Annotated in this window: 19 protein-coding genes and 1 pseudogene; 13 read left to right on the forward strand and 7 right to left on the reverse strand. The window is 72.9% G+C overall.

The genetic code is table 11. From position 1 onward, the window contains the following. The first annotated feature begins 83 nt into the window (after positions 1 to 83). The 3 genes from IH25_RS0103075 to IH25_RS0103085 all read left to right on the forward strand — a co-directional run bounded on the left by IH25_RS0103075 (position 84) and on the right by IH25_RS0103085 (position 4410). Complete coding sequence (locus IH25_RS0103075) at positions 84 to 992, forward strand: LysR family transcriptional regulator (RefSeq protein WP_030602383.1); 909 nt, start codon at positions 84 to 86, stop codon at positions 990 to 992. 377 nt (positions 993 to 1369) lie between these two features. Next, entirely contained in the window at positions 1370 to 3058 is a 1689-nt protein-coding gene (locus tag IH25_RS0103080) for a tetratricopeptide repeat protein (protein WP_030602385.1), read from the forward strand. Positions 3059 to 3180: 122 nt separating this feature from the next. Next, entirely contained in the window at positions 3181 to 4410 is a 1230-nt protein-coding gene (locus IH25_RS0103085) for a hypothetical protein (RefSeq protein ID WP_030602388.1), read from the forward strand. Positions 4411 to 4413: 3 nt separating this feature from the next. Here IH25_RS0103085 and IH25_RS0103090 read toward each other — a convergent pair whose 3' ends face one another. After that, positions 4414 to 6405, reverse strand: coding sequence for a heavy metal translocating P-type ATPase (locus IH25_RS0103090; RefSeq protein ID WP_030602391.1), 1992 nt, complete (start codon positions 6403 to 6405; stop codon positions 4414 to 4416). Between the two features lie 135 nt (positions 6406 to 6540). Here IH25_RS0103090 and IH25_RS0103095 point away from each other — a divergent pair, with 135 nt between their 5' ends. Together IH25_RS0103095 and IH25_RS0103100 are read left to right on the forward strand one after the other, a co-directional pair. Further along, positions 6541 to 6921: an ArsR/SmtB family transcription factor gene (locus IH25_RS0103095; RefSeq protein ID WP_030602396.1), complete on the forward strand. Its 381-nt coding sequence runs from the start codon at positions 6541 to 6543 to the stop codon at positions 6919 to 6921. A gap of 95 nt (positions 6922 to 7016) precedes the next feature. Further along, positions 7017 to 7601, forward strand: a complete 585-nt coding sequence (locus IH25_RS0103100) for a YrhB domain-containing protein (protein ID WP_030602400.1) — start codon at positions 7017 to 7019, stop codon at positions 7599 to 7601. Positions 7602 to 7640: 39 nt separating this feature from the next. Here IH25_RS0103100 and IH25_RS0103105 read toward each other — a convergent pair whose 3' ends face one another. Next, positions 7641 to 8033: a hypothetical protein gene (locus tag IH25_RS0103105; RefSeq protein ID WP_030602403.1), complete on the reverse strand. Its 393-nt coding sequence runs from the start codon at positions 8031 to 8033 to the stop codon at positions 7641 to 7643. Next, a complete protein-coding gene (locus tag IH25_RS38430; RefSeq protein WP_051753701.1) occupies positions 8033 to 10528 on the reverse strand; it encodes a DUF4132 domain-containing protein in 2496 nt (831 codons plus the stop codon). The genes IH25_RS0103105 and IH25_RS38430 overlap by 1 nt, the downstream gene beginning before the upstream one ends. A gap of 231 nt (positions 10529 to 10759) precedes the next feature. On the opposite strand from IH25_RS38430, the gene IH25_RS0103115 reads away from it, so the two are divergent. Continuing rightward, complete coding sequence (locus IH25_RS0103115; RefSeq protein ID WP_157846928.1) at positions 10760 to 11764, forward strand: hypothetical protein; 1005 nt, start codon at positions 10760 to 10762, stop codon at positions 11762 to 11764. Between the two features lie 165 nt (positions 11765 to 11929). Here IH25_RS0103115 and IH25_RS0103120 read toward each other — a convergent pair whose 3' ends face one another. Further along, positions 11930 to 12997: an L-histidine N(alpha)-methyltransferase gene (locus IH25_RS0103120; protein ID WP_051753705.1), complete on the reverse strand. Its 1068-nt coding sequence runs from the start codon at positions 12995 to 12997 to the stop codon at positions 11930 to 11932. Between the two features lie 207 nt (positions 12998 to 13204). On the opposite strand from IH25_RS0103120, the gene IH25_RS0103125 reads away from it, so the two are divergent. Next, positions 13205 to 14542: an APC family permease gene (locus IH25_RS0103125; protein ID WP_030602412.1), complete on the forward strand. Its 1338-nt coding sequence runs from the start codon at positions 13205 to 13207 to the stop codon at positions 14540 to 14542. 77 nt (positions 14543 to 14619) lie between these two features. Here IH25_RS0103125 and IH25_RS0103130 read toward each other — a convergent pair whose 3' ends face one another. Together IH25_RS0103130 and IH25_RS0103135 are read right to left on the reverse strand one after the other, a co-directional pair. Beyond that, on the reverse strand, positions 14620 to 15414 hold the full coding sequence (locus tag IH25_RS0103130; RefSeq protein WP_030602414.1) for an SAM-dependent methyltransferase: 795 nt from the start codon (positions 15412 to 15414) through the stop codon (positions 14620 to 14622). Positions 15415 to 15509: 95 nt separating this feature from the next. Further along, positions 15510 to 16232: a S1 family peptidase gene (locus IH25_RS0103135; protein WP_030602416.1), complete on the reverse strand. Its 723-nt coding sequence runs from the start codon at positions 16230 to 16232 to the stop codon at positions 15510 to 15512. Between the two features lie 301 nt (positions 16233 to 16533). Here IH25_RS0103135 and IH25_RS0103140 point away from each other — a divergent pair, with 301 nt between their 5' ends. Continuing rightward, positions 16534 to 17046, forward strand: coding sequence for a DUF1203 domain-containing protein (locus IH25_RS0103140; RefSeq protein WP_030602418.1), 513 nt, complete (start codon positions 16534 to 16536; stop codon positions 17044 to 17046). A 160-nt stretch (positions 17047 to 17206) separates the two neighbouring features. On the opposite strand, the gene IH25_RS0103145 is transcribed toward IH25_RS0103140, so the two are convergent. Further along, the gene (locus IH25_RS0103145) at positions 17207 to 18046 is read right to left on the reverse strand and encodes a helix-turn-helix domain-containing protein (protein ID WP_030602420.1); all 840 of its coding nucleotides are present in this window, start codon (positions 18044 to 18046) and stop codon (positions 17207 to 17209) included. Positions 18047 to 18629: 583 nt separating this feature from the next. Here IH25_RS0103145 and IH25_RS37295 point away from each other — a divergent pair. The 5 genes and pseudogenes from IH25_RS37295 to IH25_RS0103170 all read left to right on the forward strand — a co-directional run bounded on the left by IH25_RS37295 (position 18630) and on the right by IH25_RS0103170 (position 24125). Then, a pseudogene (locus tag IH25_RS37295) lies at positions 18630 to 19591 on the forward strand (quinone oxidoreductase family protein). A 64-nt stretch (positions 19592 to 19655) separates the two neighbouring features. Then, on the forward strand, positions 19656 to 20258 hold the full coding sequence (locus IH25_RS0103155) for a TetR/AcrR family transcriptional regulator (RefSeq protein WP_030602422.1): 603 nt from the start codon (positions 19656 to 19658) through the stop codon (positions 20256 to 20258). Between the two features lie 204 nt (positions 20259 to 20462). Further along, a complete protein-coding gene (locus tag IH25_RS0103160; RefSeq protein WP_157846929.1) occupies positions 20463 to 21827 on the forward strand; it encodes a cytochrome P450 in 1365 nt (454 codons plus the stop codon). A 32-nt stretch (positions 21828 to 21859) separates the two neighbouring features. Then, positions 21860 to 22861 carry a terpene synthase family protein gene (locus tag IH25_RS0103165; RefSeq protein WP_157846930.1) on the forward strand — a complete coding sequence of 334 codons (1002 nt, stop codon included), beginning with the start codon at positions 21860 to 21862 and terminating at the stop codon, positions 22859 to 22861. Between the two features lie 64 nt (positions 22862 to 22925). Further along, positions 22926 to 24125 (forward strand): cytochrome P450, encoded by a 1200-nt coding sequence (locus tag IH25_RS0103170; RefSeq protein ID WP_030602431.1) that lies wholly within the window; start codon positions 22926 to 22928, stop codon positions 24123 to 24125. Positions 24126 to 24312: the final 187 nt, after the last annotated feature.

Consider the following 24312-nt stretch of genomic DNA (forward strand, 5'->3'; position numbering starts at 1 on the left):
AGGGCGCGCGGGGCGACGCTTCGACCCTGCGCCATCACGTCCGTCAATGGAAATGCTTCGTACGCATTCGTAGTATTCGCCGCATGGATGAGCTGCGCCGCATCGACCTCAACCAGCTCCTGACGTTGCACGCCCTGCTGGTCGAGAAGCACGTCACGCGGGCCGCCGCACGGCTGCACAAGAGCCAGCCGGCCGTCAGTCACGTCCTGGCCCAGCTGCGTACGCGGTTCGGTGATCCCCTGCTGGTGCGGCACGGTGGCCGTATGGTCCTGACGGCCCGTGCGCAGGCGCTGGTGCGGCCTTTGGAGGAGGCGCTGACCCGCCTGAACGAGCTGCTGAGCGCGCCGGACTTCGATCCGTCGCGCACCCGAGGGCGCTTCAGGCTCTGTCTGTCGGACTACGCCTCGCGCATCGTGCTGCCTCCGCTGGTGCGGCACGTCCGCGAGCGGGCGCCGGGCCTGGACCTGGCGATCAGCCAGGCGAGCCGGGAGGCGATGCTGGCCCAGCTCGCGGACGGCGAAGTGGATCTGGCGCTGGGGGTGTTCCCGCACCCGCCCGAGGACATCCGGGTCCAGGACCTGTTCCAGGAGGAGTTCGTCAGCCTGGCGGACAGGACCGTACTGCCGGAGAAGGGGGGCCTGTCGCTGGCGGAGTGGCTGGAGCGGCCGCACATCATGCTGGCGATGCGGCCCGACGCGCACGACGAGATCGAGACGGCACTCGCGGCGCGCGGGCTGCGCCGGCGCCTCGCCGTGACCCTGCCCCACTGGAGCGCGGCCGTGGACCTGCTCGCGGGCACCGATCTGGTCCTGACCGTGGCCGGCCGGGCCGTCGGCCCGCTGCGCCGGCACCGGACGCTGCGCAGGTTCACCCCGCCGCTGGACCTCCCCCGCTTCGCCTACCAGCAGGCGTGGCACGCCCGGCGGGCGGACGACCCGGCGCACCGCTGGCTGCGCGAGGCCGTGCTGGCTGCGGCCGGTCGCGACGGCTGAGTGCTCGTAGCGACATATCGACTTGTGGCGGACAACCGGACAGGCCCTGAGCGGCCGTGCCGGCATGCGGCGGTGACCCGGATAGGGGCTGAGCGGGGCCGTGCCGACATCCGGCGGCCCCCCGGAGAGGGGCTGAGCGGCCGTCCCCCTGTGCGGCGGCCACCCGTAGGAGAGTGGAGCGGCCGTGACGGCGTACGGCGGACAACCGGACGGGCGCCGAGCGGTCGGGCGGACGACGACGGCCGACCGGGTGAGAACCGACCGGCCGTGTTGACGTGCGGTCAACAGGCAGCTGCTGGACGGGAGTTCACCCGTTTCCCCGTGGACGGACGGGGCAGTGTCCGCAGCAGCCGACCGCCAGCCCTGAGGGAGCCCGGATGCAGTACTACGACCTCGGCAGTCACGGCCGGCCCGTGACGACCTCGTCCGCCGAAGCGCAGACCTGGTTCGATCGCGGGCTGAACTGGACGTACGCCTTCAACCACGAGGAGGCCGTGCGCTGTTTCGAGGCCGCCGGCAGGGCGGATCCCGGCTGCGCCATGGCCGACTGGGGCCTGGCCTACGCGCTCGGCCCCAACTACAACAAGCCCTGGGACGCCTTCGACGCGCGGGATCTTGGCCGGACGGTGGAACGCGCGCACGCCGCCGTACGACGCGCGCACGCGAAGGCGGCCGGCGCCACACCGGTCGAGCGGGCCCTCGTCGAGGCGCTGGAGGCCCGTTACCCGCGCGCCCGGATCCCGGACGCCGAGGAGGGTCCGGTGTGGAACGCCGCCTACGCCGACCGCATGCGGGCCGTGCACCGGCTGGCGCCCGACGATGCGGACGTGGCCGCCCTGTACGCCGACGCGCTGATGAGCCTGACGCCCTGGCAGCTGTGGGACATCCGTACGGGCAAGCCGGCGCCGGGCTCGCGCACCGCCGAGGCCGGGGCGGTGCTGGAGCGGGCGCTCGCCACCGGGGCGGGGTCCCGTCACCCGGGCCTGCTGCACCTGTACATCCACCTGATGGAGATGTCCCCCACCCCCGAGGCCGCGCTGCCCGCGGGCGACCGGCTGCGGGACCTGGTGCCGGACGCGGGCCATCTCCAGCACATGCCGTCCCACCTGGAGGTGCTCTGCGGCGACTACCGCCGGGTCGTCACCGACAACACCGCGGCGATCGCGGCCGACGAGAAGTTCCTCGCCCGCTCCGGCGCGCTGAACTTCTACACCCTGTACCGCTGCCACAACCTTCACTTCAAGATCTACGGCGCGATGCTCCTCGGCCGTTTCCAGGACGCGATCGAGACGGCGGAGCGGCTCGAAGCGGCGGTGCCCGAGGAGCTGTTGCGGGTGGACAGCCCGCCGATGGCGGACTGGCTGGAGGGCTTCCTCGCGATGCGGGTGCACGTACTCGTCCGCTTCGGCCGCTGGGACGACATCCTGCGCCTGCCGATGCCCGCCGACGCGCGCCTGTACTGCGTGACCACGGCCATGCTGCGGTACGCGCGCGGGGTCGCGCTCTCCGCCCTGGACCGCACCGGCGAGGCCGCGACGGAACGCGAGCTGTTCCGCGAGGCGGCCGCCCGGGTCCCCGAGACCCGGACGCTGTTCAACAACACCTGCGCGGACATCCTGGAGATCGCCGCGCACATGCTCGACGGGGAACTGGAGTACCGCAAGGGCCGGTACGACACGGCGTTCGCGGCGCTGCGCCGGTCGATCGAGCTGAGCGACGGCCTGGCCTACGACGAGCCGTGGGGGTGGATGCAGCCCGCCCGGCACGCGTACGGCGCGCTGTTGCTCGAACAGGGCCGGGTCGCGCAGGCCGAGGCCGTCTACCGCGCCGACCTCGGGCTGGACGACACGCTGCCGCGACCGCTCCAGCACCCGAACAACGTCTGGGCGCTGCACGGCCTGCACGAGTGCCTCGTACGGCTCGGCAAGGAGGGGGAGGCCCGGATCGTGGCCCGGCAGCTGAAGCTCGCCGCCGCGCTGGCGGACGTACCGGTCGAGGCGTCCTGCTACTGCCGGCTCGACACCACCGCGCACCCCGCGCCCCGGCAGGACTGCTGCGCCGGCTGAGCACCGGGCCCGGCGACCGGTGCCGAGCCGGGCCCGTGTCGGGTTGACCGTGGCCGGACATCTACCCTCGGTGTCTGACGGGCCGGCGATCATGCCGGACGGATGCGAGCGGAAGGTGTGCGGTGCGCACGGGGTGGATCAGGCTGTGGCGGTGCGTGGCATGGGGCGGGATCGGGCTGAGCCTGTACGCGGGCTGGCTGACGGTCGATGACGTACGGGACCGCTCCGCGAGCGAACAGGCCATCGCCGAGGCGTGCGACCGGCTGGTGTCGGGGGCCGCGGTGATGGATCTGCACGGCGGCACCGTCCGGGCGAAGACCGACGACGACAACCGGATCGACACGCACGGGCCCCGGGGTTCCTGCACCGTCTACCAGGCGTCCGCGTCGGGCAGGACCACCGGTCTGTTCTCGCTCACGGTGCGGGCCGGCGGTGAGGCCGAGCCGCTGAACTGGATCGGCGACCGCACGGAGCCCTTCGCCCTGCCCGACCCCGCCGACCGCACCCCCAAGACGGACCTCACCGCGGTCGCCGACCGGCGCCCCGAGCCCCGGCCGCTGGGCGACGGCTCCCTGGGCTGGTACGGCGACTGGTACACCACCGTCCGGGCCGAGTGCGGACCGGGCAGCCGCGCGACCGCTCCCCCGCTGCTGCACATCACGGCCAGCGCCGACTACGACGACGACGTCTCCGGGGTGGACCGGGCGCGGCTGGCCCGTATCGCCCGCTCGGCCGCGGAGACCCTCACCCGCCGGATCGGCTGCCGCACCCGGCTGTCCGCCCTGCCCGGCGGGGAGCCGGCGCCCGTGCCGGCCGTCCTGCGTCCCGCGCGGTCGGCCGGCGGTTCCTGCGCGTGGTTCGCCGGGTATCTCCGGCGCTCGGGCCACGGTCCGCTGCCCGACCGCGCCCTGTCGGTGCCGGTCCTGGACACGTATCCGCGGGAGAGCTGCCTGCTGGCGGTCAGCCCCGGTCAGGTGCGCCACACTGCCGGCGGCCTGCCCGAGGACAAGCGCGACTTCGCCGACAGCGCGGTCACCCACTCGCCCTGGTGGCTGCGCACCGTCACCTACACCGGCGCCGAGGCCCACGCGGCCGGGTACGAGACCATCGACGGGGAGGACGTCGTCATCAAGCCGGGGACGGCCGGGTACGCGAACGACGTCTGGTGGGCCTCGTCCGTGTGCGGGGGCAAGCCCGCCGTGCACACGCTCGGCACCAGCTACGCCTATGACAACGTGCTCGGTTCCCGGACGGTGTCGGCCCTGTTCCGGGCGTACGTCGACGACATCGCCGGGCGCAGGGGCTGCACCCACGTGACGTTCCCGGACACGAAGGACTTCGGCGACCGGTGAGGGTCAGCGCGGCGCGTGCGTGCGGGCCCGCCGCCAGGCGGCCTCGCGCAGCAGCCGCAGTCCGTTGAGGCCGACGAGGACGGTGGATCCCTCGTGACCGGCGACGCCGAGCGGCAACGGCAGGTCGCCGGCCAGGTCCCAGACCACCAGTCCGGCGATGAAGACACCGGCGACGACGAGGTTCTGCCGGACCAGGGCGCGGGCCCGGCGGGACAGTGAGATCACGGCGGGCAGGGTCGCGAGTTCGTCGCGGACCACCACCGCGTCGGCGGTCTCCAGCGCCAGGTCGGAACCCGCCCGGCCCATGGCGACGCCGGTGTGCGCGGCGGCCAGCGCGGGGGCGTCGTTGACGCCGTCGCCGACCAGCATCACCGTGCGGCCGGCGGCCTCCCATTCCCTGACCGCGCGCACCTTGTCCTCGGGCAGCAGTCCGGCCCGGACCTCCTCGATGCCGGTCTCGGCGGCGAGGCGGGCGGCGGCGCGCGGGTTGTCGCCGGTCAGCAGCATGGGTGCGGTGCCGGTGAGGGAGGTCAGGGCGCGGACGGTGCGTGCCGCGTCCGGGCGGAGCCGGTCGGCGATGCCGAGCAGGCCCGCCGGGCCGCCGTCCACGGTGACCAGCACGGCCGTCCGGCCGCCCTCCTCCAGTTCGGCGGCGACGACCGCCGCCTGGGCGGCCCGCGCGCCGGTGGCCGGGGCCGGCGACCGTGCCGGTGCGCCGACCGTGACCGTCCGCCCCTCCACGGTGGCGGTCACGCCGACCCCGGGGGTGGCGGCGAAGCCGTCCGCCGCCGGCAGGGCCGTCCCCCGCTCCCGCGCCGCGTCCACGACGGCCCGCGCCAGCGGATGCTCGCTCGGGCGCTCGGCGGCCGCCGCGAGGCGCAGCAGCCCGTCCGCGTCGATGCCGCAGCCGGTCAGCGGCCGTACGTCGGTGACGCGCGGGGTGCCCTCGGTGAGGGTGCCGGTCTTGTCGAACGCCACCGCGTCCACCTGGCCCAGCCGCTCCATCACCACGGCCGACTTGACGAGGACCCCGTGCCGTCCGGCGTTGGCGATGGCCGACAGCAGCGGCGGCATGGTGGCCAGCACCACCGCGCACGGCGAGGCGACGATCATGAAGGTCATGGCCCGCAGCAGCGCGCCGGCGAGGTCGTCGCCGAGGGCGAGGGGGACGAGGAACACCGCGAGGGTCGCCGCCACCATGCCCAGCGAGTAGCGCTGTTCGACCTTTTCGATGAACAGCTGTGTCGGCGCCTTGGTCTGCGACGCCTCCTCGACCATGCGCACGATCCGGGCGATCACCGTGTCGGACGCGTCCCGCTCGACCCGGACGCGCAGGGCTCCGGTGCCGTTGAGGGTTCCGGCGAAGACCTCGTCGCCCTGCTCCTTGGCCACCGGGAGCGGCTCACCGGTGATGGTGGCCTGGTCGACGTCGCTGCGGCCGTGGAGCACCCGGCCGTCGGCGCCCACCCGGTCCCCGGGCCGTACGAGGATGATGTCGCCGACGGCCAGGTCCGCGACGGCGACGGTCTCCTCGGCGTCGCCGTCGCCCAGGCGCGTGGCCGTGGCGGGTGCGAGGTCGAGCAGGCCGCGTACGGAGTCGGCGGTGCGGGCGGTGGCCAGGGCCTCCAGCGCGCCGGAGGTGGTGAAGATGACGATCAGCAGCGCGCCGTCCATGACCTGGCCGATCGCCGCCGCCCCGAGCGCGGCCACAACCATCAGCAGGTCGACGTCGAGGCTCTTGTCCCGCAGGGCGCGCAGACCCGCCCAGCCGGGCTCCCAGCCGCCGGCCGCGTAGGTGAGCGCGTACAGCGGGCCCCAGGTCCAGGCCGGGGCGCCGGTGAGGTGCGGGGGCAGCGCGAGCAGGAAGCAGACGGTGGCCGTGGCCGCCCAGCGGGCCTCGGGGAGGGACAGGAAGGGGGTACGGCGGCGGGCGGGGGCCCCGCCGCGCGGGGGTGCCGCGCGGTCGGCCGGGGCCGGGGCGAGTGCGGAGGTCATCGGGAAAGTCCTTCACGACGGCATGACGGAGCGGCGGGCAGCGCGGGGCGGTGCCGCTCCCCCACGGTACAGGATCAAATGAATACCTATTCATGTATTGGCGTCGGGCCCGAGATGTCTCCGTAGGATGGGGGCATGGGCCACGGAGTTGACGCCAAGACCACCGCCACCGCGCGCCAGCGCCTGGAGACCGTGGGCGCCGCCGATGTGGCCGCCACCCTCCAGGCCCTGGCGACGCCCTCCCGGCTGCGGATCCTGGCCCGCCTCCAGGAAGGCCCGTGCGCGGCGACCGAGCTGGCCGAGGCCGTCGGCATGGAGCAGTCCGCCTGCTCCCACCAGCTGCGCCTGCTGCGCAACCTCGGCCTGGTCGCCGGCGAACGCCGGGGCCGCTCGGTCATCTACGCGCTCTACGACAACCACGTGGCCGAACTCCTCGAACAGGCCCTCTACCACGTGGAACACCTCCGCCTCGGCCTCCGCGACACCACACCGACACCGGCCACCGCGGCCCGCTGACGGATCGGGCCGGGCCCGGCCCGTCCGGGCCCTGGACGTGCCCGCTGTGGAAAAACCACTCGTGGCCGGCGGCGGCCGTCAGACATGCTGCCCGCGTGATCGATCGAGAAGACGCGGTGCGCATCGTCCGGGAAGAACTGGACCGCCAGGACCGGAAGTGGTCGGCTGTCGACCCGAACTGGCTCCCGGCGACGGTGACGGGTGTCAAGGAGCACGAACTGGTCTGGATCGTCCACTGGAACTCCGAGGAGTTCGCGCGCACCGGGGACTTCCGTGCCGCGCTGGCCGGCAACGGCCCCTATCTCGTCGACCGCGTCGACGGCGGGCTGCACCAGATCGGGGTCGTGTCGGCGAAGAGCGGGGACTGGGAGGCCGACTACCGGGTCCGCATCCGGGGACAGGCCGTCCGGACCCCGGTGGACGACCTCCACGACGGGATACGCGAGGTCGCCGCCGCCCACGGGCGGGTACGCGCGTCCCGCACGCTGCGCCGGAGACTGCCGGCGCTGCCCCCGGCGCAGTCCCTGGAGTACGTCGGCGCGTTGCTGGACGGCGGTGTCCCGGACCGTCTGGTGGCGGTCGCCGTCGAGCGGCTCGTGAAGCCCGTCGACCCGGTGTTCACCGCACGGACCATCCGCCCGAGGCACCCCCGGCCGGCCGACGCGCCGCACGAGGAGTGACGTGTCGCCGAGCCGGCATCCGGCACCGGTGGCCGGGTGTCAGCCGCCGGCGAGGGCGACGAGCCTGATGAAGACCAGGTTCGGGTCGGTGGTGAGGTCCACGGTTTCGTCCAGGTCGTCCACCTGGCGGTCGCCGGCCAGGACGAAGAACCCGTTGGCCAGGAAGGCCCGTTCGGCGATGTCGGCCTGGCGCTCCCAGTCGATGCGACGCGGCTCGCGCAACCGGTGGCCGTTCAGCTCGGTCTCGGCGTCGTCGGGGCGGACCAGGCCGTTGAAGCGTTCACCGGGACGGGCGTTGTACCGGAGGACCTCCTCGCGCACCCGCAGCCGTATCAATTCCCGCACGGTCATCCGTTCCGGCAGCCCGGCGACCTCCCACGCGGTGACCGGCCTGCCCGTCGCGGTCTCGTCCCGGAAGGTCACGGTGGCCATCAGGCGCCTCGCTCGATCTGCACGAGGATGGACGCGTCGGTGATCCCGGTGTCGGCGGCCAGCAGGAACGCCTTGCTCAGGATCAGGGACAGCCGTTCGTCCTCGAACGGCAGGAAGACCCGGCCGGGGCCCTTGCCGCGCGCCGGGACGATGCACAGGTAGGCATCGTCCGGTGCCATCAGGACGTTGGCCGAACCCAGGTGGATCCGGTAGGTGCGCAGGTCCCCGCGCACGGTCAGGAAGCGGCCGTCGAGCGTGCACCGGCCGGCGATCTTCAGGCGCGGCAGGATCCGGGCCAGCGCCTCACGCCGGACCTCGGCGCTCGCCGTCAGCTCGCCGAAGGCGGCCGTCCGCCAGTACGCGGTGTGACGGTCCTGGCCCCGGTCGGTCCAGTCGGGGTCGGTCGCGATGGAGGTCACGCCCACGAACAGGTCGACGTCCCGCATGGCCTCGCTGAAGACCAGCGGGGGCACCTCGTCCAGCGGTGTCTCCCGCCAGCGCCGCCCGTCCCGGCGCTCGAAGCGGACCTGGTCCGTCGCGGCGTACTCGGGTGCGTGACCGGGGTAGTCGTGCGGCGCGGGCTCGTGGTGGAAGCAGGCCCGCCACTCGCCGTCGCCGAACTCGCCCCGCGCCAGGCCGTCGTGGCCGCCGTCGTACGGGCCGAGGAAGTTCGCCTGCCAGCCGCGCTCCTTGAACAGCGCGTAGAGCCGCCGGTAGTGGACGATGTGGGCGGCGAACCGGTTGGAGTAGCCGCCCGTCTCCCGCTCCGCCGGAGTGAGCAGGTAGATCTCCCGGAAGGCCTGTTTGAAGGGCTGTCGCAGCCGCGCGGCGACGAGCCGCTCCCGCCACGCCTTGATCTCGTCGGCCGAGGACCGGATCGGGTGCCACAGCCGGACGCGTTCGGGTCGGCCGGGCGGCCCGGCCGTGGGTGCCACCGCCCGCCACTCGCCGTCCGCGCCCCGGAACTCCCAGATCAGGCCGCGGACCAGGGCCCCGGTGACCGGGTGGTCCCGGTAGTGGCGGCACCACTCGTCGTACGGCCATTCCCGCCCGGCCGACATCAGCGCCTCCACCCGGGCCCGCTCCGCCGACAGCGTCGACCGCACCTCCTTGGCCAGGGCCTTCAGTTCCCTGAGCGTGTCGGGAAAGCCGTCCTTCAGCGCCGTCGGCGCGGTACGGGAGGTCGTGCCGTCGGGGCGGGTGTAGGTGAGCCGTACGGTCGCCGCTTCCTCGATCGCCACCCGTATCCGGTGGCCCCCCACCTGCCGCTCCAGTCCACCGTCCGGGGCCAGGCCGTGGTCCGGGACGCTCCGCTCGACGAGTTGCTCGGGGGTGATGCCCTGCTTGCCGGCCGCCGTCGTCAGGGCCGTGTCGAGCTGCTTGCGCAGCGCCCGGTGCCGGATGCGGGACCGCAGCCGCCACAGCGCCTCCAGGGAGCCCGGGTCGCCGGTGTCGGCGAGCGCGTTGATCGCCGCGCCCGCGAGCTTGAGGTCTTCCATCACCTCGTTCTGCACACCGCCGCTGCGCAGCGCCAGCGTCCCGAGGTGCGCCACCGCGGCCGGGCCGCCGGTCAGCGCGGCGGCCCAGACGATGCCGCGCGCGAGGTCCGTGTCACGGTCGTGGACGACGTAGTGGTGGTGGACGTCGGCGGAGAGCCAGCCGTTGCCCGCGCCGTGCCGCCTGCTGCACATCGGGGCGTCCTCGGCCAGCGTCCGCAGCACCTCGGACACGAGAGCCCGCGCGTCCGCCGCGTCCAGGAGTTCCAGACACGTCCGCCGCCACCGCTGGGTGGGACGCGGCCCGGAAAGACTCGCCAAGTGACCGGCCAGCCAGGCGAGTTCGGGGGTCGGATCGGTCGTCGCCCGGTGCCTGAGCGGGGCCGCCCAGGGGGCGTCGGCGGGAACCAGCCCCTCGGGCAGGCGGGCCTCGTCCGTGCGGGCGAGGAGCGTGCGAAGGCGCTGGGCGAGCGCGGTGCGCCTGCGCGCCTCCATGGTGATGTCCCCGAGCCGTGCGTGCGCCTCGTCCAGCCAGGGCAGGACCGCCCGGCGGCCCTCGGCGTCGAGCCGGTCGGCGGCGCCCAGCGCCAGCTCCAGCGCCCGCGCGCCCCAGAAGCCCATGTCCCGCTCGGTGGCCCGGACCAGCAGTACCGCGACCTCGTCGGGCGTCCAGCCACGCGCCCGGGACATGAGGGGCTCCAGCTCGGCGTCGTACTCCCACCAGCCCGTACGATCGCAGCGGGTGGCCAGCATCAGGCACAGGGCCGCCGCCCTGGCCTCCTCGTCCGCGCAGGCCGCGAGCCGTCCATCCAACTCGGCCTGCACCGCCGCGCCCGCCGCTCTGGACCGCCGGTACTCGTGTCCGGTGGCCCGCCGGAACTCGGTCCGCTGACGTTCCAGCGAGTCGACGAGCCAGCGGACCCGGTCGAGCGCGGCGAACCGCACGCCGTCCAGGGAGTCGTCCCTGCGGACATCGGTGATCAAGGCGTCGTAGAGCATGCCGGGATGATGGCAGGGGGCACTGACAACGCAACTGTTCCGGCGCCGCGAGGAGGTCGCCCGGCTCGCGGACGGCGCCCCCGCGGCCCGAGGCCGGCGCCTGCCCTTTCCCCGCCCGCCGCACCACTGTGGCCCTGCCGCGAGAGCCTCATGCGCCCTGGCCGCCTTATAGCGCCGCTATGGGAGAAGGTGCTGGGCTGGGGCGATCACACCACCAGGAGGGTGAATCCGGTGTCGGATCGACGCAGAAGGCGCACGCTCGCGACAGTGCTGGGCGCGGTGCCGGTGATGGCGCTGGGACTGGTGACGTTACCGGCGGCCCAGGCCGGTGCGGCGGCAGCGGCCTGTACGTGGCGGAAGACGGTGTGGGACCTGCCCGCCGGTGCGGACGTGGGCACGCTCGACGGCTACGACGGCGGGCGCTGGGCCTTGGGCATCACCGGCAACCGGGCGCGGATGGGCGACGGCATCATGAACGCACGGGGCACGCTGTGGGACCACGGGAAGGTCGCGTTGCGGGTCTCCGATGAGATCCCGCACCTCAACGACGTGAACGCGGCAGGCTTGGTCGTCGGCGACACCGTCGTGGGCAACGGGTTCGTCGGGATCACCGTCGACCACGACGGCACGACGCACCAACTGCCGGGCGACCCCGCGTGGGACGGCTACTCCGCCGATCTCGTCAGCGACAGCGGCGACATCGTCGGCACGGCCACCGTGGACCTGAAGTCCCGGGTGGTGGTGTGGCCGGCCGGGGCGCCGGGCACCTACCGGGTGCTGCCCACCCCGGATGTCAAGTATCTGCACCTCCAGGACGTCGACCGCCAGGGCAGGATCATCGCCCAGGGCGACTCGAGCGTCGGCGGACTGGTCTGGGACACCGACGGCCGGTGGCGCGAGCTCGCCTCGAACGGCACCCCGTGGGCCGTCCGGGACGGCCGTGTCGTCGGCGGCCTGAACGACACCAGCGCCGCGGCCGAATGGACCGCGCGCGGCACGCTCGTGCGCACCACCGGAAGCGGCGCCCTCGACGCCACGGCCATCGGCGGCAACGGAACGGTCGGCGGCCACAGGTTCGTCAACTCCCAGCGGCGGCCGGTGCTCTGGCGTAACGGCGTGGTCAGCGACCCGCTGTCCACCGTCCCGGCCGGGTTCGCCCTCGACTGGCTCAGCGACGACGAACGGACGCTGGTCGGCGTGGAATCCCGCCGGCCGGTCGAGTACGACTGCGGCTGACCGGTGGCTGTTCGCGGCGCTGGTGATCGCGCGGGCCGACGGCCGGGCGACCACCGGCGCCGCCGGGCCGGCACGGCTCTCCCGCCGTCGGCGGCAGTCGACGCCGTGTCCCCGCCGCCTCGCCGTCGCTGCCCCTGACGCTCGCACCCCCAGCGGACGGGGCCGTCAGCGGGTCGGCTGGAAGAGGAAGGCCCCGTAGCCGAACTCCTCCTCCACCCAGTGCCGTCGGCAGCGCATTCCGTGTGCGCCGACCGCGCGGACGAGGTCGTCCACCGTGAACTTGCGGATCACGTCGTGGAGGAGCAGCTCGCCCGCGTCGAAGTCCACCGCGAGCCCCAGCCGGGACAGCGTCACCCGCTGCCGCCGCAGGCTGCGCAGGCCGCCGCGCACCTCGCGCCGGGCCACGTCGTAGGTGAGCTCCGGCTCGAAGGCGTCGACGTCGAAGTCCGCGCCGTAGCGGCGGTTGAGGCTGAGGAGGGTGTTCAGCGCGAACAGCCGGCGGACGGGACGCGGCCCGGTGTATCCGGCCGCGTAGGCGCGCCGCACCACCTCGACGGGTTCGTTCAGGTCCACGCAGATCAGCAGGTGGTCGTGCGGGGCGCAGCCGGCACGCACGGCACGCAGAAACCGCGCCTGCTCGGGTTCGGACAGGTTGCCGAGGGTGTTGCCGAGCAGCGCCAGGAGGCGGCCGCCCGAGCCGTTGCCGTCACCCGCGGTCGCGGCACCGTGCGCGGCCCGCTCCGCCCCGCTCAGCCACGCCAGGGCCGCCAGGAAGTCGCCGTGCACGGCGGTGACCCGGACTCCCGGGCGGCGGCGCCGGATGCGGTCGGCGGCCTGCCGCATCGGTTCGGCACTGACGTCCACGGCCGTGTACGCCCGCAACAGGCCGTGCCTGTCCATCGCCGCGAGCAGGATCTCGGACTTGTGGGCGCTGCCCGCCCCGAGGTCCACCAGCTCGGCCGGGGCCGCCAGGCCGACCAGGTCGTCGCCGTGCTCGGTGAGCAGCCGCCGCTCGGCCCGGGGCGGGTAGTACTCGGGCAGCCGGGTGATCTCCTCGAAGAGCCGCGAACCGGTCTCGTCGTAGCCGAAGAGCGAGGGAATCCTGCGGTGCCGGGCCGTGGCGGGGGCGGCGAGCCCGGCCCGGAGCCCTTCCTCCGGCGTGCCCGACAGGCCGTCGGCCGCCCATGGCAGCGCGACCTCCGTGACGGGCGGCGCCATGCGTGACTCGGTCATCCCGTTCTCCTCGCCGGCGAGCCCTCACCGAAGCACACCACCAAAATGGAACGTATGTAACGAAAGGTACATCAAGGAGCGCTTGTGGCCACGTCGGCCGATGCGCCGGGGACCCGTCGCGTCCGCGGGCGGCGGCGCCGATGGGCCGTTCAGCGCATGTCACATCCGTTCCGTCTTCGGTCGCGCCGCAGGGGGTAGGCGGCAGGGGTGACCACTCCTTCCCCACCGACAACAGACGGCTCGCCGCAGGGCGGGACCACCGCGCTGAAGAGGGCGCTGACGACCCCTCTGCTGTACTTCTTCATCCTCGGCGACGTGCTGGGCGCCGGCGTCTACGTCCTCGTCGGCCAGATCGCCGCGGAATCGGGCGGTGCCGTGTGGTTGCCCCTGCTCCTCGCCCTGCTGCTGTCACTGCTGACCGCCGCCTCGTACGCGGAGCTCGCCACGAAATACCCCCGGGCAGGCGGTGCCTCCCACTACGCCACCCTCGCGTACGGGCCGTTCACCGGCTTCCTCGCCGGGTACTGCATGCTCGCCGCGGGCATCGTGTCCGTCGCCGCGCTGGCGCGGGGTTTCGCCGGCGCCTACCTGACCGCCTTCGTCAGCCTGCCCGTGGTGCTGGTGGCCGCCGTCTTCCTGTGCTGCCTGGCCCTCCTGAACGCCCGTGGCATCAGCGAATCCACCCGCGCCAACGTGGCGGCGACGGTCATCGAGGTGAGCGGTCTCCTCCTCGTCGTCGGCCTCGGGGCCTGGCTGTTCCTGCGCGGCGCCGGGGACCCCGGCCGGCTCCTCCAGCTCGGCACCGCCGACACCGGGGCCGCCACCGGCGTCCTGAGCGCAACAGTGCTCGCGTACTACTCCTTCGTCGGCTTCGAGACCTCCGTCAACGTCGCCGAGGAGACCCGCGACCCGCGTCACTCCTACCCTCGCGCCCTCTTCGGCGCTCTGGTCACCGCGGGTGCCGTCTACGTCCTCGTCGGAGTCGTCGCGTCGGCCGCCGTCCCCACCGCAACACTGGCCCGCTCCAGCGGTCCGCTGCTGGAAGTGGTGAAGGAGGCGGGCGGGGTGCCGCCGAAGCTGTTCAGCGCCATCGCCCTCGTCGCCGTCGCGAACGGCGCCCTGCTCACCGGCATCATGAGTTCCCGGCTGGCCTACGGCATGGCGCGGGACGGCCTCCTCCCCCGCTTCCTGACCCGGGTCCTTCCCCGGCGGCGCACTCCGTGGGCCTCGATCGCGGTGACGACCGCCCTGTCCTTCCTGCTGGCGCTCACCGGGGACGTGGCGACCCTCGCCTCCACCCTGGTGCTGCTGCTCCTCGTGGTGTTCTTCCTCGTCAACACCGCCGTCCTCGTCCAGCGGCGCGACCGCCCGGCCCATCCCCACTTCCGGGCGTACACCGCCGTACCCGTCCTGGGAGCGGTCTCCTGCGTGGTGCTCGCCACGCGGGTCGAGGCCGAGGTCTGGACCCGCGGGCTGATCGTCATCGCCGTCGGTGTGGCCCTGGGGGCCGTCGCCGCCCGGCACCGCCGCCGGGCCTCGTCCTGAGCGGCGACGCCCGCGCTCCGGACCTCCGCCCCTGGAGGAGCGGTCGTGGACTGGTCCCCCGGTTAGAGGCGGCTGCCTTACGGCTTCAGTGCCACACCGCCGAAGTCGTCGACCTCGGCCGGCACCGCCGTGCCGGTTTTCGCGGGGCGCCAGCGGGAGACCGAGACGAGGCCGGGCTCCAGCAGTTCCAGGCCGTCGAAGAACCGGGCGAGCTGCTCCGGGCTGCGGTTGACGCGCGGGTTGTCGCTCGCCTCGTTCCACTGCTCGATCATCTCGCGCATCCGCCGGGGGTTGACCACCTCGGTGTCGTCGCACAGGACGAGGTAGCTGCCGGAGGGCAGGGCGTCGGTCAGGCGGCCGACCACGTCGTACACGGAGTCGTCGGTGATGTGGGCGGTGATCCCGAGCAGGATCAGCGCGATCGGCCGGGTGAAGTCCAGTGTTCTCGCGGCCTGTTCCAGGATCGCGTCGGGGTCGCGCAGGTCCGCGTCGATGTAGTCCGTCGCGCCCTCGGGTGTGCTGGTGAGCAGGGCCTCGGCGTGCGCCAGCACGATCGGGTCGTGGTCGACGTAGACGATGCGGGTCTCGGGGGCGAGGCGTTGGGCGACCTCGTGGGTGTTGTCGGCGGTCGGCAGACCGGTACCGACGTCGAGGAACTGCCGGATGCCGGCCGCACCGACGAGGTGCTCGACCGCGCGGGCGAGGAACGCCCGCTGAGCTCGCGCGATGTCGAGGATCGCCGGGTTGGCCGCGGCGATCTGGTCGCCGACCTGCCGGTCGATCTCGTAGCAGTCCTTGCCGCCCAGCCAGTGGTTCCAGATACGGGCGGAGTGCGGCACGCTGCTGTTGACCGGCGGGCGTTCAAGTGGCATGGAGATTCCTCGGAGTTGATCTGCCGTCACTCCATAACCTACAGATCGCCGCCTGCCCTGTCCTCACAAGGACAGGGCAGGCGGGACCGGTCGGCTCAGACGCCCGCGACCGACTGGATCCAGGAGCGGTACGCCGTCACGTTGGTGTACGCCGTGTTGGTCTGGCGGTCGCTGGTCGAGGCGACACCGACCTGGACGCCGTTCGCCATCATCGGACCGCCGGAGTCACCGCCGGCGGTGATCCCGTTGCCCCGGTAGGCGCAGATCGCGGAGCCGCCGTAGGCGTCGGTGCAGCCGCCGGCCACAGTGACGTTGGCGACCTTCAGGTAGCGGGACTGGCAGTTGATCTCCGAGCCGCACTGGAAGGTGGCACCCCAGCCGTACACCTGCACGCTCTGGCCGACCCGCACGGTGCCGGGCTGTCCGAGAGGGGCGTAGGTCGTCGAGACGGAACGGTCGAGACGGACGAGCGCCAGGTCCGCGCTGTGGGTGTAGGTCTGGACGCCGCCCGCGACCGTGCCGCCGCTGTACTGGTCCAGGCTGCCCACGCGGAAGGACAGCGAGCCGCCGGACACGCAGTGTTTCGCGGTGAGCACCCAGGTCGGGGCGATGATGGTCGCCGTACAGGTCTCCTGGCCGTTCGCGTACAGCCGGGCGGCCCAGGGGCCGCTGCCGGCGTACCCGCCGCCGATGATGGGCTGGGAACCCCTGGCGGCGACGGGGGCCGCCGTCGGCGCGGCGGAGGCAGTGGGGGCGAACAGCGCGAGGACGGAGACCGCTGCCGCGGCGAGAGCGGGCGCAAGCCTTGATATACGCAAGGTTCCTCGATCCGAAGGGCGCCTGGGGAAGCGCACGTGTGTGGGGTGGACGGCCTCACGGGCCGCGTCCATGCGGGTACGCGGTCACCGGACGGTGTTCACGGCATGGACATGACCTAGCTTCGGGAAGGACCGGCGAGCCGGGTACTAGCACTTCGCCATAACCTCGCGTTATGCCCCACGTCGCCCGGCCGACGACGCGGCACCCGCACCGGCGACGCCTCCGCCTTTCCGACCGGGGCCGAACTCGATGTCGCATTTCCGCAGGCACCGGCGGCCTTCGGACGCGCAGTCTGAAGGCATGACGCTGTTGACCCATCAGCCGCTTGCCATCGCTCCCCACGTCCTCGACGAGCTCCGCGAACGCGACGACGCCGGCGCGGTTCCGCGTGCCCACGCGTACGACATGGACGGAGCGCCGTTGCGCTGCTGTCTGCGCCGCAGCCGTGCCGGGGAGCGGATCTCGCTGGTGTCGTACGCCCCGTTGCGTCGATGGGCGGCGGAGGTGGGCGCCGACCCGGGGGCCTATGACGAGGTGGGCCCCGTGTTCATCCACGCCGGCCCGTGCCAGGGTCCGCATCCGGCGTCCGGGTATCCGTTCGCCGAGACCGGGGCCTCGCGCGTCCTGCGTCGCTACAACGGCGAAGGCCGGATCACCGGTGGCACGGTCGTGCGGCTGCCGGTCGATCCCGTCGAGGCACAGGTCGCCGTGGAACAGGCCCTGCGCACGGCCTTCACCGACCCCCAGGTCGCCCTGGTGCACGTACGGGCGGTGGAGTACGGCTGCTTCCACTACGAGGTCCGCAGGCCCTGACCAGGGTGCGGATCCGCCGGGTGCCGCGTGACCCGGTCAGGGGCTCGCCTGGCGGCGGGCGCCGGCGGTGACATGCACGCGGGGGACGTCGGCCGGGACCTGACGGGGCGTGGCACCGAGCAGCAGGTCCGGGCCGGGCGCCGAGCGCCCGGCCTCCCCGTCAGTGGGGGGAGACGCACTCCCGCCGGCCCGCGCCGGACGCCGGCAGGAAGCAGAGACGCAGGGTGGCCCTGGCCGGGGCGCCGATCATCGAGGTGAAACGGTAGACACCGGTATCCACCGCGCTCTTGATGACGGTCCGGCGCGAGCGGGCGCCAGGCGCCGAGAGCTCGATCGCGTCCCCGATCCGCGCGTGCCAGATCCGGCCCCACGCGGCGGCGCACACCGTGCTGTACCGGATCTCCACATGGGCGCCGGTCGCGGTGCGGTGCTCCGGACCGAGCGAGTCCGCCCGCCCGGGCAGTCCGCAGAACATGCGGTCGGGATCCTTCCCCTCACACGCCCTGCCGTGGCATCCGGGAACGGGATCCAGCACGGGAAGCGCCGCCCTCGCCGGATGCGCGGAACCCGGGTTCAGCACCGACAGCACCACGATCAGCACCCCGGTCATCGCCGCGGCCAGCACCGCCACGCCCGTACCCACGACGAACCAGTACTGACGGCGGGCCCTGCCGAGGACACCCGGGCCGGCGCCCGCGGCGGCCGGGGGCGCCGCGGGTGCGGACCGTACGGCGGGAGGGGTGGACCGGGCCCGCCCGCTCCACTCGGCATCCGCCAGCTCCCAGAGCGCGAGCAGCCGCGCGGAGGGCTCTCCCGCCATCGCGCACAGCGCCTCGACGGCCTGCCGGGGTACCGGCTTCTTCCCGTTGAGGTAACGCTCCCAGGACGATCTGCTGTACGGGGTGCGCTCGGCCAGCCCCGTCAGGCTCAGACCGGTACGCGCTCTGACGGCACGGAGACCTTCGGTCAACGCCGCGCACTCCGGTGCGGGGACGGTCATCAGCGCGGCACCCGCCGGCTGCGCGGGGCCACGACGCGGTCCGCCGACGGCCCGGCTTCCCTTCGCGGACGCGTCGCCTCCAGTGAATCCGGCAGTTCCCTCCCACGCGCCATGCTTCCCCCATACGCGCCACGGATCTTCCGGGGTTGTCACCTCGGTACCGTTTCGTTGATACACCTTGCGCGCCCCGCGAGCCCCCGCCCGTGCGCGCCGGCCACGCTATCCGGCCATGCCCCAGGCGTACGGGCTTCCGACGGGTGGCGCGCTCCTGCGGGTATCCCGGCAGATCAGCGTGCGGGACGTGTCGCGGTGTCCCCGGAGGCCGACTCCACCGGCCCGGATCCAAATGGCCGACAAGCCTTGTGCCGCAAGCCCGTCCGACCGCCGATCCTTCGGAGGCGCGGCACCACCCGCCAGAGGGGCGGCACCCCCGCATCAAGCACTTCACCAGCCCGGACCCGGATCATCGCTCTCCCAACTCCCTTTCTGGCGTGCATATTTGGACTTGCCGGTCCAATTCCCTCGACCTACGGTGCTGCCGTTCCCGACCACATCCACCCGCTCACGCGGAAAGGTGTCACCCATGCATGCGATCCGGATAGAGGGGCACGGCGGCCCCGAGGTCATGCGCTGGACCGACCTGCCCGACCCGTCACCCGGCCCCGGCGAGGCGCTGGTTCGGCTGGGCGCCGCCGGCGTGAACTACATGGACGTCGGCGCTCGTACCGAAGGCGGCCCGGGCTGGGCGGCCCCCGCGATCCTCGGTGCCGAGGGGATGGGCTACGTCACCGCCGTCGGCAAGGGGGTACGGGACCTGGCCATCGGCGACCGGGTGGCCTGGTTCTACCACCCCGGCAGCTACGCCGAGCTGCTCGCGGTCCCGGCGGACTCGATCGTCAAGGTGCCCGACGGCGTCAGCGACGAGACCGCCGCCGCCGTGATGATGCAGGGGCTCACGGCCAGCCACCTGAGCACCGAGACCTACCCGATCGGTCCGGCGACACCGCCGTGGTGCACGCCGCGGCGGGCGGCGTCGGCCAGTTGCTCACCCAGATGATCAAGGCTCGCGGCGGCCGGGTCATCGGCCTGGTCTCCCGCGAGGAAAAGGCTTCCCTCGCGAAGGAGGCCGGCGCCGACCACATTCTCGTCCACTCCGGGGGCGGCTTCGAGGAGCGGGTCAGGAAGCTGACCGGAGGACAGGGCGCCGATGTCGTCTACGACGGCGGCGGCGCCGGCACCTTCCGCTCCTCGCAGCTGGCCCTGCGCACCCACGGGGTGCACGCCTACTACGGCCCCTTCATGGGCGTCCCCACGCTGCGCCCCACCGACCTGCCCAACAGCATCCTGCTGACCTACCCCGTCGTACACCACCACGTCGCGACCCGGGAGGCTCTGCTGCGGCGGACCGGGGAGGTGTTCGAGCTGATCCTGGCGGGGCGCCTCGTCCCGCGCGTCACCGGCCGCTATCCGCTCGCGGACGCGGCCCGCGCCCACGCGGACCTGGAGTCGCGTCGTACCACCGGCAAACTGCTCCTGCTGCCCTGACCGGCCGGCACTCGTCCCGCCTGATCCATTTCCATGCCCACACCAGATCGCACCGGGAGGAACCATGCCGTTGACGCGCAAGGGCACCGCGACCAGGCAGCGCATCATCGAGGGCGCCGCCGACCAGATCCGCGAACAGGGCGTGTTCTCGGTGCGGTTGGAGGACATCATGGCCCGCACGGCGACCAGCAAGAGTCAGCTCTTCCACTACTTCCCCGACGGGAAGGACGAGCTGCTCCTCGCCGTGGCCCGGCACGAGGCGTCCCGGGTGATCGACGAGCAGCAGCCGGAGCTCGGCTCCCTCACCTCTTGGGCGGCCTGGCAGGAGTGGCGCGACAAAGTCGTCGCCCGCTACCGGGCGCAGGGCGGCGACTGTCCCCTCCATGCGGCCCTCGCTCAGCTGGGCGGGGCCACCGATGCCACCAGGACCGTCGCCGGCGAACTGCTCGGCCGGTGGCAGCAGGAACTCGTAGCGGGGATCCGGCACATGCAGAGCAGCGGTGAGGTCGACCCGGCACTCGACGCCGGACGAGAGGCCGCGGCCCTGCTGGCCGGCATCCAGGGTGGCGTGCTGATCCTGCTGACCACGGGGGACGGCACGCACCTGGAGGCCGCGCTCGACCTGGGCATCGACCGCCTCCGCGCTTCCGCCCGCCGCGACCGCTGACCCCCACCGCGGCCGGCCGGGAACCGGCAGCCCTCGCAGAGCCGAAGGCCGGGCTGCTTCTCACTCCGGGGTGACCGGCAGGACCTCTCCCGCAGTCACATGACTGATGCGCCGACGGGTGGCCGTGGCGCACAGTGGGGCCGACGTCGTCGCCGTACGGCCCACCAGGACCGGATGCCGGTCCGGCTCACTTCGGAGGGGTCCATGCTCATGCGCTCCACCACCGCTGAAGCGGCGGCGCCCGTTGTGCCGGGCCGCTTTCCCCTCCTCGGCCACCTGCCACAACTGGCCGTCAGACGGGTGGACTTCCTGCAATCGGTCAGGGCGCGGGGCGAGATCGTCAGGATATTCCTCGGGAATCGGCCGGTCTTCGTCCTGAACTCCCCGGCGGCCGTCCACGACGTTCTCGTCACGCAGAGCAGGAAGTTCGGCAAAGGGCTGCTGTTCGACGTGGCGCGGCCCTTCATCGGGAACGGCATCATCACGTCCGAGCGGGAGGTGCACCGGCGTCAACGGCGGGCGCTCCAGCCCGCTTTCCACCGGGACAGCATCGCCGCGTGCGTCGGCACGATGACCGGCATCGCCGAGGAACAGGTGGCGGCCTGGAGACCGGGCGAGGTGATCGCCATGGATCTGGTGATGCGCCGGATGATGACGGGCATGCTCGTCGCGACCCTGTTCAGCACCGAACGCCCGGACGGCGCCGTGGGCGTGGCCGAGCTGGGAGAGCGGGTCGCGGAGCACCTCACCACGGTGATGCGCGGGGTCTTCGTGGGCACCGTCCTGCCCGCGCCGATCGCGTCCTCACCCGTGCTGGGGCATCGCACATACCTGTCCGCGGCCGCGGCGCTGCGCGAACTCGCCGACACCGCAGTCCGGCAGGCCCGGCAGGACCCCGCCGACCGCGGCGACCTGTTGTCGGTCATGTTCGCCGGCACCCCCGGCAATCCACGGGGGATGACCGACACCGAGGCCCGCGACGAACTGCTGTCCCTGCTCATGGCTGGTGCCGAAACCACGTCGACCACCCTGTCCTGGGCGCTCCACGAACTCGGCAGGCGCCCGGAGATCACCGAGCGGATCAGAGCCGAGTGCGCCGCGCTGCCCGCAGGCGCCCTGCCCAGCGCGGCAACGCTTCCCTACACCGACCGGTTCCTGCGGGAGGTGCTCCGCCTGCACCAGCCCAACTGGCTGCTCATGCGGCGCGCGTCGGAACCCGTGCGGGTCCGCGGCGTCGAGCTCCCGCGGGGGGCCGAGCTGATCTACAGTGCGGTGACGATGCACCGCGATCCGGCGTACTTCCCGGATCCCCTGCGCTTCGACCCGGACCGGTGGCTCGGCCGTACCGAGAAGGATCTTCCACCGGGCGCCTACGTCCCGTTCGCCCTGGGCAACCGGAAGTGCATCGGGGACCACTTCGCGATGACCGAGATGCTGGTCGTCCTCCGCTCGATCGTCTCGCGGTGGCGACCGCGGCCGGTCGCGGGGCGCCGGGTCCGGCCGGTCGTCCAGGCGCTGATCCGCCCCAATGCGCTGCCCATGCGCGTCTCACCCTGGCCGGCCCGCTGAACCGGCCCCACATTCCGAAGGTGCGCCCCACCATGACATCGACGGCAGAGCCGACCGTGCTCGCGACCGGGTCCGTGACCGAGGACGGTTCCAGGACCCCGGCTCCGGATCCCGTCCCCTTCCCCCGCCGGATCAGTGCGGACTTCCGGGCCGCCCACGACCGCCATCTCGCCTGGCCGAAGTCCTTCGGCTTCCTGTCTTCGAAAGAGGAGGAGGCCCATCACCTCAAGGGCCAGTTCCCGCTGATAGCGGCCATGTTCTATCCGAACGCGACCGGAGACGAACTCGACCTCGGGGTCGACCAGCAGAGCTGGTACTTCCTGTTCGACGACGCACTCGACGAGCAGTGGGGACGGTCACCGGAGCGGGTTGGCCACCTCGTCGGACTCGTCAAGGAGGGCATCGGCGGCCAGGCGTCCCCGCTGCCCCTGGCCGGTGCCTTCGCGGACATGCGTCGACGCAGCTGCCGGGACATGCCCGGGGACTGGATCCAGCGGTCCGCGGCCCACTGGTCCTCCTACCTCGACCACCATGTCCACGAGGCGCTCAGCCGTCGGACCGGCACCCCCATGTCCCTGAGCACATATCTGCGCGTCCGGCGCCACACGATCGGCGTGGCACCGGTCATCGATCTCGCCGAGCGCCTGTCCTCGTGCGTCCTCCCGGACCACCTGTACGTGCTGCCGCACCTGTCGGTCATGCGCGAGATGACGAAGACGTTCATCATCTGCGACAACGACATCGTGTCCCTGGACAAGGACGCGGCTCTGGGCGAGCGGAACAACCTCGTGCTCTGCCTGGAACGGGAGTTCCGGATCTCCCGGCGGGAAGCGGTCGAGGAGGCCCTGCGCCGCCAGGACGAAGCCCTGGAACTGTTCACCGGCGCCCACCGCGCCCTTCTCGCCGCCCCGGCCACGAGCCACCTCGGCCCGGCCGAACACGACCTGCTGCGGCGCTACTGCACCGAGGCACTCCAGACCACCCTCCGCAGCGCCTACGACTGGCACCACGCCTCCACCCGGTACCGCGTGTAGGCCGGCGCGGGCCACCACGACACGACGGCGTCCCCAGGATCGACACAGTTGAGGAGCATGCGGCATGCCCGACCGGCGTTCAGCGTCCTTCGTAGCCTCCGAACGGGACCGGACCTGCCCGTTCGACCCGTCACCGGACCTCCTGCGTATGCGCGACGAGGGCGGCCCGCGGCGGCTGCGCGTCTTCCACCCGGTACGCGGCGAGATCGAAGCCGTGGTCCTCACCAGGTACAGCGACGTCCGGGCCGCCTTCGCGGACGAACGCCTGGTGACGGGCAACGGCATCGACCCGGCGCTGCCGCGCACCCTGTACAACCACCCGGGCTTCCTGCCCGCATACAGCGGTCCGGATCACACCCGCCTGCGCCGGATGCTCACCGGCAGCTTCACCGTCCGTAAGGTCGAGCGGCTGCGGCCCGCGATCGAGACGATCGTCTCCGACCACCTCGACGCCATGGCGGACCACGGCCCCGTGGTCGACCTGGTCGAGAGGTTCGCCCTGCCCATCCCCTCACTGGTGATCTGCGAACTGCTCGACGTCCCCTACGAGACGCGGTCCATGTTCCAGCGCTGCTCCCAAGTGATCATGGACGGTACGGCCGACGCCGACAGCCTGGTGGCCGCCTCGGCCGAACTGAACGCGGCCATGGCCGACATCGTCACCCGCAACCGGGCCGCCCCCGGGAACGGAGTGCTCGGCACGGTGGTGCGGGAGCACGGCGCGGAGCTCACCGACGACGAACTCATCGGCTTCGGGACCACCCTCCTGGTCGGGGGACACGAGACCACGGCGAACATGCTCGCCCTGAGCGTGCCGGCCCTGCTCCGCAACCGTGACCAGCTCGTCTCCCTCCGCGACGAGCCCACCATCGCGGGGACGGCCGTGGAGGAACTCCTGCGCCATCTCGCCGTCCCGGCACCGCTCCTGCGCACGGCCGTGGCCGACATCGACCTCAACGGCCACCGGATCGCCGCGGGCGAGCATGTAGTGCTCTCTCCGCTGACCGCGAACCGTGACCCCGGCCTCGTCCCCGAGCGCCCCGACGACCTCGACCTCCACCGCCGTCCCGTCGCCCAGCTGTCCTTCGGCTTCGGTGTCCACCAGTGCCTCGGCCAGCAACTGGCCCGGCTGGAGATGAAGATCGCCCTGCCGGCCCTGCTCCGCCGCTTCCCCACCCTCGCACTCGCCGTTCCCGAGACGGACCTCCGCTTCCGCCGGGGCTCGACGGTCTACGGGGTGGAGGCACTCCCGGTCACTTGGTGACCGCCGGCCCCGCCGCGGGACGCCGACCCGGTCGACGAGGCCGCCTGTGCCCGCGGGCGGGGAAACGACCCCCGTCCGTAGCCGGCCCGCTCGGATTGCCGCCGGGGCACCCGCCACGGATAGTGGAGGGGACGCCGAAGAGCGGCGGGCGTCGGCGTCCGCGCCCGCCCCGGTCACCACCACCACT

Origin of the sequence: Streptomyces achromogenes subsp. achromogenes (genome assembly GCF_000720835.1) — a bacterium.
Lineage (GTDB): Bacteria > Actinomycetota > Actinomycetes > Streptomycetales > Streptomycetaceae > Streptomyces > Streptomyces achromogenes.